Genomic DNA, 13,046 nt, shown 5'->3' on the forward strand with positions numbered 1-13,046 from the left:
AGACGCACTCAATTGGGGAAAGGGTGAAAAATCAACGATCAAGCGCCGCTTTCAGCAGCTTTCGCGTGTAAGGATGCACGGGTGCAGCAAAAATTTTCTCGACTTCGCCGGTCTCGACGATCGATCCGTTTTGCATCACCACGACTCGGTGCGCCATCGCCCCGATCACTTCCAGGTCGTGGCTGATGAATACGAAGCCGAGGTTGTATTTGTGCTGCAAACCGGTGAGCAGCTTGAGCACCTGCTGCTGGATCGATACGTCGAGCGCGCTGGTCGGTTCGTCGAGGATCAGCACGCGCGGCTCCAGTACCAGCGCGCGCGCAATCGCGATGCGCTGCCGCTGCCCGCCCGAAAATTCATGCGGGTAGCGATACAGCGCGGTCCGGTCGATGCCGACTTCGCGCAGCACCGCGACGACCTTGTCGCGCCGCGCCTGCGGAGTCATCTGCGGCCGATGCAGCGCGAGCCCCTCACCGACGATCCGCTCGATCGTCTGCCGCGGCGAAAGCGAACTAAAAGGGTCTTGAAAGACGACCTGCATATTCGAGCGCAGCGCGGTCTTTTCGGCGCCGCGATAGCTCGCGAGCGCCCTGCCCTGAAACTGGATCTCGCCATGCGCGGTGCGCTGCAGACCGAGCAGTGCCATCGCGAGCGTCGACTTGCCCGATCCCGATTCACCGACGATCCCGAGCGTCTCGCCCTGGCGCACCGACACATTCGCCGCGTCGACCGCGCGAAACCGCCCCGCGCCGAACCAGCCACGCAGGCCGGTCAGTTTCGTTCTGAAGTCGACCGCCACATCGCGCGCTTCGAGCAGCACCGGCGAGATCGGCAGCACCGGCACGACCTCGCGCTGCGGCCGGCTCGCGAGCAGCCGCTGGGTATACGGATGGCGCGGCGCCTCGAACACCTGCTCGACCGTGCCGGTTTCGATCAGCACGCCTCGCTCCATCACCGCGACGCGCTGCGCGAAGTGACGCACGAGGTTCAGGTCGTGCGTGATCAGCAGCACGGCCATGCCGCGCTTTTTTGCTTCGTCGCGCTGCAGTTCCAGCAGAAGCTCGACGATTTGCGCGCGAATCGTCACGTCGAGCGCGGTGGTCGGCTCGTCGGCGAGCAACAGGCGCGGCCGGCAGGCGAGCGCCATCGCGATCATCGCGCGCTGCCGCTGCCCGCCCGAGAGCTGATGCGGGTAGCTGTTGATGCGCTTCTCCGGCTCGGTGATGCCGGTGCGCGCGAGCAGCGCGACCGCCCGCCTGCACGCTTCGGTCGCGCTGACGCCGTCATGCACGACGATCGTTTCCGCAATCTGGTCGCCGATCGTATACAGCGGATTGAGCGCGGTCATCGGTTCCTGGAAGATCATCGCGATGTCCGAGCCGCGCAGGCCACGCATCGCACGCTCGCTCTTCGCGAGCAGATCTTTGCCATCGAAGCGGATCGCCCCGCTCACCTGCGCGTCGTTCAGCAGGCGCAGCACCGACAGCGCGGTCACGCTCTTGCCCGAGCCCGACTCGCCGACGAGCGCGACGCGTTCACCGCGCGCGATCGCGAGCGTGACGTCGTCGACGGCCACGGTGTCGCCGAACGCGACACGCAGATGGTCGAGTTCGAGCAGCGGCGTGTCCGTCGATCGCGGATCGATTTGCGGCAGCGCGCTCATTGACCACCTCCGGCGTGTATCGCATCGGAGATACGCGTGTCGAGCGCGTTGCGCAGCGCGTCGCCCATGAAGGTCAATAGCAGCAGCATCGCCACCAGCACGCCGAAGGTCGACACCGAGATCCACCACGCGTCGAGATTCGCCTTGCCCTGAGCGAGCAGTTCGCCCAGGCTCGGCGTCGGCGGCGGCACGCCGAGGCCGAGGAAGTCGAGACTCGTCAGCGCGAGAATCGCGCTGCTCATGCTGAACGGCAGGAACGTGATGACCGACGTCAGACTGTTCGGCAACACGTGACGCCACATGATCTGCCAATGCGACAGGCCCATCGCGCGCGCGGCGCGCACGTAGTCCTGCTGGCGATTGCGCAGGAACTCGGCGCGCACGTAGTCGGACAGGCCGATCCAGTTGAACAGCGACAGCAGCACGATCAAAAGAGCGAAGCTGCGCTCGAAGATCGATGAAAAGATGATCAGCAGATAGAGCTGCGGCATCGCGTTCCAGATCTCGATCAGACGCTGCCCGACGATGTCCGTTCGCCCTCCGAAGTAACCTTGCACCGCCCCCGCGGCGATGCCGACGATCGTGCTGATCACGGTCAGCACGAGGCCGAACACGACCGACACGCCGAAGCCGTACAGCAGACGCGCGAACAGATCGCGGCCGCGATCGTCGGTGCCGAGCCAGTTCTCGCGCGACGGTGGCGCCGGGTTGGGCGTCTTCGAAAAGTAATTGAGCGTGTCGTAGTAGTAATGATTCGGCGGATACAGCGCGAAGTTGCCCGGCGCATCGAAGCGGTGACGGATGTACGGATCGAGATAATCGGCCGGCGTGGGGAAGTCGCCACCGAAGGTGGTCTCGGCGTAGGTCTTGACGAGCGGGAAATACAGATGGCCGTCGTAGCGCACGACGACCGGCTTGTCGTTCGACCACAGCGGCCCCACGAGGCTCGCCGCGAACGCGACGACGAAGATGATCAGGCTCCAGTAGCCGAGACGCTGCTGGCGAAAACGCTGCCACACGCGACGCGCCGGCGACGGCGACATCAGTGCCCGCGCCGGTTCGGTGCGCGCCGCCGCGTCGGCGGAAAGCCGGGCTCGATTCATCAGCGCTCCAGTTGTTCGAATTGGATGCGGGGATCGACCCACACATAGCAAAGGTCGGAGATCAGCCGCGTGACGAGGCCGATCAGCGTGAACAGATACAACGTGCCGAGCACGACCGGATAGTCCCGCCGCATCACCGATTCATACGACAGCAACCCGAGCCCGTCGAGCGAGAACAGCGTTTCGATCAGCAGGCTGCCGGTGAAGAACGCGCCGATGAACGCGCCCGGGAAATTGACGATCAGCGGCAGCAGCGCATTGCGAAACACGTGCTTCCACAACACGCGCCGCTCGGACAAACCTTTGGCACGCGCGGTCAGCACGTACTGCTTGCGGATTTCGTCGAGGAACGCGTTTTTCGTCAGCATCGTGACGACCGCGAAGCTGCCCACCACCGACGCCGTGATCGGCAGCGTGATATGCCATAGATAGTCGAGGATCTTGCCGACGAGGCTCAACTGGTCCCAGTTGTCGGAAGTGAGGTTGCGCAGCGGAAACAGCTGCAGGAACGTGCCGCCGCCGAACAGCACGAGCAGCAGCACGCCGAGCACGAAGCCCGGAATCGCGTAGCCGACCAGCACGACGAGGCTCGTCGCGATATCGAAGTGCGAGCCGTTGCGCACCGCCTTCGCGATGCCGAGCGGCACCGATATCAGATAGGTGAGAAAGAACGTCCACAGGCCGATGCTGATCGACACCGGCAGCTTCGACACGATCAGCGACAATACGCTCTGGTGACGGAAATAGCTCTGGCCGAGATCGAAGGTCGCGAAGCGCTTGAGCATCAGCACGTAGCGTTCGAGCGGCGGTTTGTCGAAGCCGTACAGCTGCTTCAGTTGCGCGATCTGTTGCGCATCGACGCCGCTATGCGAGCGCAGCCCGAACGGCGAGGCGCCCTCCGCGCCCTTGCGCAGTTCGTGCTGCATCTGCTCGACGGGGCCGCCCGGCACGAACTGGATCACGACGAAGGTCAGCGTCAGCACGCCGAGCAGCGTCGGGATCATCAGCAGCAGGCGTTTGAGGATGTAGCTCCACATAGGCGGTGTTCCAGTGCGAACGCGTTGGTGGGGGCGATGGATCTGCGGATCAGTCGGCGCTGCCCGTGGGCGTGCGCGCCCGCGGATCCTCGTACCACCACATCGTCGTGATCCAGCCCTCCGCACCATAGTACAGCGGCAAAGTCTTCGGCCACGCGAGCCCGCGCTTGAACGCGACGCGATGGGTGCCGCTGTACCAGTGCGGCACCACATAGTAGCCATGCATCAGCAGACGGTCGAGCGCGTGCGCGGCATCGGTCAGTTGCTCGCGCGTTTGCGCATGCACGAGCGCGTTCAACACCGCGTCGACGGCCGGCGACTTCAGGCCGATCGCGTTGTCCGAGCCGGGGGTATCGGCGGCCTTGCTGCCGAAGCGGGTGATCTGCTCGGAGCCCGGCACCTGCACGTCGGGCATGCGAATCGTCGTCACGTCGAAGTCGAATGCGTCGAGCCGCTTCTGATAGACCGCGAAGTCGGTGGTGCGGAAGTTCGCGGTAATGCCGAGCTTTTGCAGATTGCGCGTGAAGGTCGCGATGATCGGCTCCATCGACGAGGCCGAACCCGAGTCGTCGAGTATCTCGAACTGGAACGGCTCGCCCTTCGCGTTGCGCAGCGCGCCGTCACGATAGGTCCAGCCGGCCTGCTGCAGCAGATCGCGCGCCTGCAGCAGATTCGCGCGCAGCGAGCCGGGCGGATCGGTATCGGGCTGCTTCGGCGGCGGCCCGAATACCGCCGGGTCGAGTTGGGCGCGAAACGGCTCCAGCAGCGCGAGTTCGCCAGGCGAAGGCAGCCCCTTCGCCTGCCATTCGGTATTGGCGAAATAGCTGTCGATGCGCGTGTACTGGTTGAAAAACAGCTGGCGGTTCAGCCACTGAAAGTCGAGCGCGAGATCGAGCGCCTTGCGCACCCGCACATCCTGGAACAGCGGCCGGCGCGTGTTCAGGAAAAAGCCCTGCATGCCGGTGCCGTTGTGCTGCGCAAACTCGCGCTTGATCAACTCGCCACTGTCGAACTTCTTGCCGACGTCGCGCCGCACCCAGTTGCGCGCGATATATTCGACCAGCGCGTCGTACTCGCCAGCCTTGAACGCCTCGAGCCGCGCGGTGCTATCGGCATACAGCTTGTAGACGATGCGATCGAAGTTGTTCATGCCGACGCGCACCGGCAGATCGGCGCCCCAATAGTGCGGGTCGCGTTTGAACGTGATCGTGCGGCCGTTGTCGTAGCTGTCGATCAGATACGGCCCGCTGCCGACTGGCTTTTCGAATGCGAGCTGGTCGAATGGAACACGGCTGCCGTCGGGCTTCATCCCCCACTTGCGCGAGAACACCGGCATGCTGCCCGCGAGCAGCGGCAACTCGCGATCGCGATCGCGAAACTCGAAGCGCACCGTGGCCGGATCGACGACGACCGCACGCTTGATCTCGCTGAAAAGCGATGCGAACTGTGGCGCGGCCTGCGGGCTCTTCAGCGTGTCGAGAGAGAACTTGACGTCGTCGGCGGTCACAGGGTCGCCGTTCGAAAAGCGCGCGCGCGGATTGATGTGAAACGTGACCGACAGGCCGTCGGGCGCGACGACGATGTCGTCGGCGAGCAGCCCGTAGGCGGACGCGACTTCGTCGCTGCTGCCGATCGTCAGGCTCTCGAACATCAATTCGAGGCCGGGCGCCGCATTGCCACGCAGAGTGAACGGATTGAACTTGTCGAAGCTCGTTAGACGGCTCGGGTTCGCGAGCACGAGCGTGCCGCCTTTCGGCGCATCGGGATTGACGTAGTCGAAGTGCTTGAAGCCGGCCGGATATTTGGGCTCGCCGTATTGCGCGATCGCATGCGCGGCATGCGCGTGCGGCGCGACGAGCAGACTCGCGCACAGCAACGCGACGGCGAGCGCGGCGCGCAAGGGTCCGTGGATCACGCTGTGTCGAAGTCCCTCAGGCGTTTGAACCCGTCGCGAGCCAGTTGTCATGGAGTCGTGCTGGTAAATGGGCAGTGGCGATGTGGGGGATTCTACCCAATTAGCTTGCGCGATCTGGCGGGCGACTGCGACGAAATGCGTCAGCGACGGATGTTTCAGCACAAAAAACAAAACCGCCCTCCAAGGGCGGTTCTGTCATCGCTGCGGCCGGTTGGCGCGCTTCAGCGCTGACGCAGTGGCGACTCAGTGCCAGCCGCGATGTTGGTCGTAGTGACCCCGCGCATAGTCGCCGCGGCCCGGCGGATGGTGGCGATACCAGTCGTTGCGCGCCCAGTAGCGATGGCCGTCCCAGTAACGGTCGCCATGCCAGCCGATCACGATTTGCGGACCGCCGTAGTACACGGGAGCCGGCTGATAGACGACGGGCGGCGGCGGAGGCGGCGGCGGTGCGTAGACCGGCGCCGGTGCGACGTAGACCGGCGCGGGAATGCCGATATTGACCCCAACGTTGAGCCCCGCGGCCATCGCGGCACCCGATGCAGCCAACGTCAACACGCCGAACACAAGCGGAACAAGACGAGCGGACTTCATTGATCACCTTTGTAGGAACATGTTTTGTTGGCGGAAATATAACGCAAAGGCAGCAACACGCGTATTTCAACTTTGTAATAACTGATGCTGAAAATCGCCTCGCCGGCGGCGGCGTAATGTCTGGTTACACACGCCAGACGGCGGTGAAAAGCACCCTCCGCGCGGGCGCCGGCTCGCGGCCTGACTGACATCCCGAAAACGAACATTTTAAAGTTCGAAAGAACATATCTGTTCGATATTCCTCACCACAGTCATCCGATCACCGCTCGGAGACGTGGCAAAAAAAATATTAAATTATCGAGAAAAATCAAGGAATCACGTGGCACCGCCTATGGTTTTCCCCGATATCCAGGTCGTTTCCAAGTGATAGGATGACTGCCATTGAAAACCAATAAATGTTCGAATTCGCGCATGCCCGAGCACTGCGTCGGAAGCAACCGCTCAATGCGCCACGGAGACTGATTTTGAAAACGATCAAGGGATTGCGCTGGTGGATCATCGCCCTCGTGTGCGTTGGGACGATCGTCAACTATCTGTCGCGCAACGCGCTCGGCGTGATGGCGCCCGAGCTGATGAAACTGCTGCACATGAACACGCGGCAGTACTCGTACGTGGTCGGCGCGTTCCAGGTCGGCTATACGGTGATGCAGCCCGTCTGCGGCCTGATCATCGATCTGATCGGCCTGCGCCTCGGCTTCGCGCTGTTCGCGTGCCTGTGGTCGCTGACCGGCGTGTTCCATGGTTTCGCGGGCAGCTGGTTTTCGCTCGCGGCGCTGCGCGGCTTCATGGGCCTGTCCGAAGCGGTCGCGATTCCGGCCGGCATGAAGGTCGTCGCCGAATGGTTTCCCGATCGCGAGAAATCCGTCGCGGTCGGCTACTTCAATGCGGGCACCTCGCTCGGCTCGCTGCTCGCGCCGCCGCTCGTCGTTTTCCTGTCGCTGCGCTACGGCTGGCAGAGCGCGTTCGCGGTGACCGGCGCGCTCGGCTTCGTGTGGGCCGCCGCATGGTTCGTGCTGTACCGCTCGCCCGCCGAGCACAAGCGCGTGAGCGATGCCGAGCGCGCCGCGATCGTCGAAGGCCAGGCACCGCCCGCCGCGCGCCGCGCGAGCGTGCGTGAAGTGCTGCGCACGCGCCGCTTCTGGGCGATCGCGCAAGCGCGCTTTTTCGCCGAGCCCGCGTGGCAGACGTTCAGCTTCTGGATTCCCCTGTATCTCGCCACGCAGCGTCATATGGATCTGAAGCAGATCGCGATGTTCGCGTGGCTGCCGTTTCTCGCCGCGGACCTGGGCGGTCTGTTCGGCGGCTATCTGTCGCCATTCCTGATGAAGCATTTTCGCGTGCCGCTGATCTGGTCGCGCATCTCGGGCGTCGTGCTCGGCGCGCTGATGATGATCGGGCCGGCATCGATCGGTCTCGTCGCGTCGCCCTACCAGGCCATCGCCCTCTTCTGCGTCGGCGGCTTCGCGCACCAGATGATCTCGGCGCTCGTCAACACGCTCGCCGCCGACGTATTCGATCCGGGCGAAGTCGGCACCGTCGCCGGCTTCGCGGGCATGGCCGCGTGGATCGGCGGCCTCGGCTTCTCGCTGATGGTCGGCGCGCTCGCCGATTCGATCGGCTACACGCCGCTGTTCGGTGCGCTCGGCGCATTCGACATCATCGGCGCGACGCTGCTGATCATCCTGATGCGCGGTGTGCCGCGCCACGGCCGCGCGCGCCGCGCCGAACTGAGCGTCAACACGGCTGCCTGACCTTCCTGGAAGACTCATCATGCGTTCACATATCAATCTCAAATATCCGCCGCGCTTCGCGCTCGTCTCCCACGCTGGCAACCCGGCGGCCAACCCGGTCGTGCTAAGCGCGCAGCCGAATTGCCGCATCGAGCTGTTCGTGCTCGCCGAGGACATCATCCGCGTGCTCGTGCTGCCGGACGGCAAAACGCGCGGCCCGCGCACATGGGCGATCGCGCCCGGGATGGACGACGTGCCGCTCGAAGGCCGCGAGCGCCGCGACCTGAGCGGCTTCACGCCGCCGCCGTTCACGGTGAACGAAGCAGCCGGTCACATCGTGATCGAAACGGCGCGCGTGCGCGTGAGCGTGGCGCTCGAAGGCGGCGCCTGCGCCTGGGACATCCTGCACGAAGGCACATGGCATCGCGTGATGAGCGATCGCAAGACCCAGGCGTACAACTTCGGCTGGTGGGACTCGCGCGTCTATCACTACGTCGAGCGGCGCCGCGACGAAATGTACGTGGGCCTCGGCGAGCGTGCCGGCTCGCTCGATCGCGCGCGGCAAAGCTACGAGATGCGCAACATCGACGCGATGGGCTACAGCGCGCGCACCACGGACCCGCTGTACAAGCACATCCCGTTCTACGTGACGTGGCAGCCGCAGACGTCGACGGGCTTCGGCCTGTTCTACGACACGCTCGCCGATTGCCGCTTCGACATGGGGCGCGAGCTCGACAACTATCACGGCCACTATCGGCACTTCATCGCCGAGCATGGCGATCTCGACTACTACTTCATCGCATCGCCCGGCTCGCCACTCGACGCGGTGCGCCGCTTCACGTGGCTCACCGGACGTCCCACGTGGATGCCGAAGTGGGGCCTCGGCTACTCGGGCTCGACGATGAGCTATACCGACGCGCCGGACGCGCAACAGCAGATGGGCAAATTCATCGAGCGTTGCCGCGAACACGACGTGCTGTGCGATTCGTTCCATCTGTCGTCGGGCTATACGTCGATCGGGCCGAAGCGCTACGTGTTCAACTGGAATCACGACAAGTTTCCGGACATCGACGGCTTCGTGCGGAGCTATCTCGATCACGGCGTGCGTCTGTGCGCGAACATCAAGCCGTGTCTGCTGCAAGACCACCCAGCGTTCGACGACGTCGCCCACGCCGGCCTGTTGATCGAAGCGCCCGATGGCGAGCCCGCATGGGTGCAGTTCTGGGACGAAGTCGGCGCGTACCTCGACTTCACGAATCCCGCGACGATCGACTGGTGGAAAGCTCGCGTGAAGGACGCACTGCTCAAATACGGCATCGCGGCCACCTGGAACGACAACAACGAGTTCGAGATCTGGTCGCCGCATGCGATCGCGCGCGGCTTCGGCAAGCCGTATCCGGCACACCAGGCGAAGGTGCTGCAGACGCAGCTGATGATGCGCGCGTCGCACGACGCGCAGCGCGAGCACGCGCCTGACAGGCGCCCGTTCCTCGTGTCGCGCTCGGGCGGCGTCGGCATGCATCGCTACGTGCAGACGTGGTCGGGCGACAACTACACGTCGTGGGAAACGCTGCGCTTCAATCTGAAGATGGGTCTCGGGCTCGCGATGTCGGGCGTGTCGAATAGCGGTCACGACATCGGCGGCTTCTCGGGTCCGGCGCCGGAGCCGGAGCTGTTGGCGCGCTGGGTCGCGTTCGGCATCTTCCTGCCGCGCTTTTCGATTCACTCGTGGAACGACGACGGCACCGTCAACGAGCCGTGGATGCATCCCGAAGTCACGCGGCACGTGGCAGACCTGATCAAGCTGCGCTATCGCCTGATCCCTTATCTCTACGAGCTGCTGTGGCAATCGCATAGCGCGTACGAGCCGGTGCTGCGGCCGCTGTTCGCGGAGTTTCCGCACGATCCGCGCTGCCTCGTCGATGGCGACGACATGATGCTCGGCTCGTCGATGCTGGTCGCGCCAGTGGTCGATCCGGGCCAGAGCACGCGCGCCGTGTATCTACCGGCCGGTTCGCGCTGGGTGTCGTACTGGAGCGGCGAAACATTCGACGGCGGCCAGACCGTCACGTTGCCCGCGCCGTTCGAGCGGCCGGTGTTCCTGCTGCGTGAAGGCAGCGTGATTCCGCTCAACATCGCCGAGCAGCATTTTGGCCGCCCTGCCGACGAACGCGCATTCCTCGCGGTGCCGTATGCCGACGCGGGCACCGCGCAAGGCGGCTCGATCGAGGACGACGGCGAGACCGAAGCCTGGCGCGACGGCGAGCAAGGCCGCTGGAACGTCGCGCTGACGGGCGACGCAAACACTTTGCGGGTGACGCTAGAGCGTTCGCAATGGATGCCGCGCGTGCAGCCGCAAGTGCGCGTGTTCGTGCCGATGCGCGAAACACGCGCGGTCGTCTGCGCTAACGGCACGCTCGTCACCGATCACACCGCGCACGGCTGGCGCTGCCTGACGATTTCGGTGCCGCACTGAACAACACACCGCACCGGCCTGAGGGATCAGGCCGACCCATCAGTCTGGAGACATCCCAACATGAAAATAAACCAGCGCGCGCGCACCCGCGCGTTCGTCCTCTGCTGCCTGCCGTTTGCGGGCACCGCGTTGTCCACCAGCGCATCGGCGCAAAGCAGCGTCACGCTGTATGGCGTCGTCGACAATGCGTTCGCCTATGCCAGCAACCAGAAGGGGCATTCGAATTTCTATATGAGCCAGGGCAACCTGCAGGCGAGCAAGTTCGGCTTCCTCGGCTCGGAAGATCTCGGCGGCGGCACGAAGGCGATCTTCCGGCTCGAGAGCGGCTTCAATTCGCTGACTGGCGCGCAAAGCACCGCGGGCTACCTGTTCAACCGCCAGGCCTATGTCGGCCTCGCGAACGACCGCTACGGCACGGTGACGCTCGGCCGCCAGTACACACCCTACTTCCAGATGGTCGGCGCGCTCGGACCGACCGGCGTGCTGACCGGCGCGACCGGCGCGCACCCCGGCGATCTCGACGCCCTCGACACGACGCTGCGCTTCAATAATTCGGTAACCTACCTATCGCCGACGATCGGGGGCCTGCAGGCAAGCGCGCAGTATGGTCTCGGCGGCGTGCCCGGCAGCGTCGCGAACGGCAGCCTGTTCAGCGCGGCGCTGCGTTATGACTTCCAGCCCGTGTCGCTCGCAGCCGGCTACGTGAAGCTGAAGGACATTTCGACGAGCGCGGCGCTCGGCAGCTTCGCGATCAACTCGCCGGTCAACAACGGTTACGCGAGCGCGCGCAGCGCGCAGCTGTTCGCCGCGGCGGGTCGCTATACGTGGCACGATCTGATGGTGGGCCTCAACTACTCGAATGTGCAGTACGCGCCGGGCCACGGCTCGCTGTTCTTCGACAAGGCCGTGTTCAACACGTACGGGGCGATCGCGACGTACCGGATCACGCCGAGCGTGACGGTCGGCGGCGGCTATAGCTTCACCCAGGCAAGCAAGGCGAACGGCATCAGCGATCCGGCGCACTATCATCAGATCTCGCTCGAACAGACCTACAACCTGTCGACGCGCACCACGCTGTACGCGCTCGAGGCCTATCAGCATGCAGGCGGCAAGTCGCTGATCTCGTCGGGCAGCGGTGTGACCATCGCCGACGCGGTCGCGGTGGTCGGCGACTCGCAGAACACGACGCCGTCATCGGGTCCGTCTCAGTTCGTCGGCATGGTGGGGTTGCGGCACGCGTTCTAAGCGAGGCGGTCTCGGTCAGCGGCACGACGGGATCAGTCATGCGGACTCCTTGCCTGCCGCGCCGGATCTGGCGCGGTTTTCTGCGGACCAGCGTGGCGGCCTAACGGCGCCATGCATTGATCAGCAGACCTGCCTATTCACGTAGGACGTGGTCACACGCTGGAGGGCTGGGAATGCCGCTGACATCGCTGAAGTATCGAGCGAGATCAAAATCAAGCCGCGCAAAAACAAAAACCCCGCAGAGCCTAGACTCTGCGGGGTTTCGCCACCATTGCTGGCGGAGACGGAGGGATGCAAAATCGCCCGCAAACCCTTGACCAGAAAGGCTCTGAGAAAACGCTTTTCCACTACCCATACTTCTACCCATATTCAAAAAGCCTCGTTTTTTCGCTGTCGGGGACGGCCCGATTCCCGATTTCAACCTGCCGAAAGACGGTTCGAATCCCGATTCAGGACAGCGCCCACGGATCGATGACGGCTATATCGCACCCGGTGAAATCCTTCACATTACGTGTGGCCAGCGCCGCCCCTCTGGATCGCGTAGTAGCAGCGATCATTGCGTCGAACTGGCTGATCGGCCGGCCGTCGTTTCTGCGCGACACCGCAATCCTGGCGTACTCCTCCGCGGCATCACTGTCGAAGCTCAGGAGCCGGCCGCTAAAATCCTCGGTGAAAATCGCATCGACTGCTGCGGACAGTGCTCTCCTCCGGGTGCCATCCGGCAGGAGACCAAGGCCGTAAAGGATTTCGGCACGGGTTACTGTCGTCGTGAAAAGCGCCGCGCGCGGCTGGGCAGCAAGCCACGCCATTACTCTGGCGTCGGGTAGAGGTCGCAACGTTTCCGACAGAACATTGGTATCCAGGACGATCATGCGCCCAGATCCATCTGTTCCCGAATCGCATCGCGCTCGGGCAACTCCAGGTCGATACCGCCAAGCGGTTCGATCCGGCTCCGGATCGATTCAGCCAGGTTGCGCTGCCCCCCGGTCGATTCGGTCGAGAGCGCCGCACGGAGAATGTCGCGAGCCTCGTCCTCCATTGACCGTCCATGCTGCGCCGCCTGAACGCGCAAACGCGCCTTTAGCTGGTCGTCGATGTTACGAATTGTCATGCTGGCCATGTTCGCCTCCAATCATTGATGGCATTTTAATCAATGATGGCAAGCTTTTCAACCACCTCGGCATCTGGACAACTCGAAATTCCAGAGAGCAGAAATCTGTCGTTGGGCGTAACTCCTTATCTGATAGGGGTTACGAGGCTTATCATCGCTATTAGATGCGCCTCGG

11 protein-coding genes are annotated in these 13,046 nt (G+C 63.9%); 3 read left to right on the forward strand and 8 right to left on the reverse strand.

All coding sequences use genetic code 11. The annotated features are described in order from the left end of the window. Nucleotides 1-31: 31 nt before the first annotated feature. From HDG34_RS00920 to HDG34_RS00940, 5 genes are all read right to left on the reverse strand, one after another. On the reverse strand, nt 32-1,663 hold the full coding sequence (locus HDG34_RS00920; protein WP_184056967.1) for an ABC transporter ATP-binding protein: 1,632 nt from the start codon (nt 1,661-1,663) through the stop codon (nt 32-34). After that, on the reverse strand, nt 1,660-2,766 hold the full coding sequence (locus HDG34_RS00925) for an ABC transporter permease (RefSeq protein WP_184056969.1): 1,107 nt from the start codon (nt 2,764-2,766) through the stop codon (nt 1,660-1,662). The genes HDG34_RS00920 and HDG34_RS00925 overlap by 4 nt, the downstream gene beginning before the upstream one ends. Next, nucleotides 2,766-3,803, reverse strand: a complete 1,038-nt coding sequence (locus tag HDG34_RS00930; protein WP_090800650.1) for a microcin C ABC transporter permease YejB — start codon at nt 3,801-3,803, stop codon at nt 2,766-2,768. The genes HDG34_RS00925 and HDG34_RS00930 overlap by 1 nt, the downstream gene beginning before the upstream one ends. A gap of 49 nt (nt 3,804-3,852) precedes the next feature. Beyond that, nucleotides 3,853-5,769 (reverse strand): extracellular solute-binding protein, encoded by a 1,917-nt coding sequence (locus HDG34_RS00935; RefSeq protein ID WP_184056971.1) that lies wholly within the window; start codon nt 5,767-5,769, stop codon nt 3,853-3,855. A gap of 192 nt (nt 5,770-5,961) precedes the next feature. After that, nucleotides 5,962-6,309 carry a hypothetical protein gene (locus HDG34_RS00940; RefSeq protein WP_184056973.1) on the reverse strand — a complete coding sequence of 116 codons (348 nt, stop codon included), beginning with the start codon at nt 6,307-6,309 and terminating at the stop codon, nt 5,962-5,964. 464 nt (nt 6,310-6,773) lie between these two features. Between HDG34_RS00940 and HDG34_RS00945 the strand changes: the two genes are divergently transcribed. Genes HDG34_RS00945 through HDG34_RS00955 form a run of 3 tightly spaced genes read left to right on the forward strand, consistent with a single transcriptional unit; the run spans nt 6,774 to nt 11,760 of the window. Next, entirely contained in the window at nt 6,774-8,060 is a 1,287-nt protein-coding gene (locus tag HDG34_RS00945; RefSeq protein ID WP_184056975.1) for an MFS transporter, read from the forward strand. A gap of 19 nt (nt 8,061-8,079) precedes the next feature. Further along, on the forward strand, nt 8,080-10,515 hold the full coding sequence (locus HDG34_RS00950) for a glycoside hydrolase family 31 protein (protein ID WP_184056977.1): 2,436 nt from the start codon (nt 8,080-8,082) through the stop codon (nt 10,513-10,515). Between the two features lie 60 nt (nt 10,516-10,575). After that, nucleotides 10,576-11,760 (forward strand): porin, encoded by a 1,185-nt coding sequence (locus tag HDG34_RS00955; protein WP_090800656.1) that lies wholly within the window; start codon nt 10,576-10,578, stop codon nt 11,758-11,760. A gap of 120 nt (nt 11,761-11,880) precedes the next feature. Here the strand turns inward: HDG34_RS00955 and HDG34_RS00960 are convergent, their stop codons facing one another. The 3 genes from HDG34_RS00960 to HDG34_RS00970 form a co-directional block, all read right to left on the reverse strand. Then, a complete protein-coding gene (locus HDG34_RS00960; protein ID WP_184056979.1) occupies nt 11,881-12,108 on the reverse strand; it encodes a hypothetical protein in 228 nt (75 codons plus the stop codon). Between the two features lie 101 nt (nt 12,109-12,209). Continuing rightward, complete coding sequence (locus HDG34_RS00965; RefSeq protein ID WP_184056981.1) at nt 12,210-12,632, reverse strand: type II toxin-antitoxin system VapC family toxin; 423 nt, start codon at nt 12,630-12,632, stop codon at nt 12,210-12,212. Beyond that, nucleotides 12,629-12,880, reverse strand: a complete 252-nt coding sequence (locus HDG34_RS00970) for a FitA-like ribbon-helix-helix domain-containing protein (RefSeq protein WP_184056983.1) — start codon at nt 12,878-12,880, stop codon at nt 12,629-12,631. The genes HDG34_RS00965 and HDG34_RS00970 overlap by 4 nt, the downstream gene beginning before the upstream one ends. Nucleotides 12,881-13,046 lie beyond the last annotated feature (166 nt).

Origin of the sequence: Paraburkholderia sp. HC6.4b, assembly GCF_014200875.1 — a bacterium.
Taxonomy (GTDB): domain Bacteria; phylum Pseudomonadota; class Gammaproteobacteria; order Burkholderiales; family Burkholderiaceae; genus Paraburkholderia; species Paraburkholderia tuberum.

Coding starts and splice junctions, on each gene's coding strand:
- HDG34_RS00965 (WP_184056981.1), bottom strand. CDS start 12,632: ATGATCGTCCTGGATACCAATGTTCTGTCGGAAACGTTGCGACCTCTA.
- HDG34_RS00925 (WP_184056969.1), bottom strand. CDS start 2,766: ATGAATCGAGCCCGGCTTTCCGCCGACGCGGCGGCGCGCACCGAACCG.
- HDG34_RS00970 (WP_184056983.1), bottom strand. CDS start 12,880: ATGGCCAGCATGACAATTCGTAACATCGACGACCAGCTAAAGGCGCGT.
- HDG34_RS00930 (WP_090800650.1), bottom strand. CDS start 3,803: ATGTGGAGCTACATCCTCAAACGCCTGCTGCTGATGATCCCGACGCTG.
- HDG34_RS00940 (WP_184056973.1), bottom strand. CDS start 6,309: ATGAAGTCCGCTCGTCTTGTTCCGCTTGTGTTCGGCGTGTTGACGTTG.
- HDG34_RS00955 (WP_090800656.1), top strand. CDS start 10,576: ATGAAAATAAACCAGCGCGCGCGCACCCGCGCGTTCGTCCTCTGCTGC.
- HDG34_RS00935 (WP_184056971.1), bottom strand. CDS start 5,769: ATGACAACTGGCTCGCGACGGGTTCAAACGCCTGAGGGACTTCGACAC.
- HDG34_RS00950 (WP_184056977.1), top strand. CDS start 8,080: ATGCGTTCACATATCAATCTCAAATATCCGCCGCGCTTCGCGCTCGTC.
- HDG34_RS00920 (WP_184056967.1), bottom strand. CDS start 1,663: ATGAGCGCGCTGCCGCAAATCGATCCGCGATCGACGGACACGCCGCTG.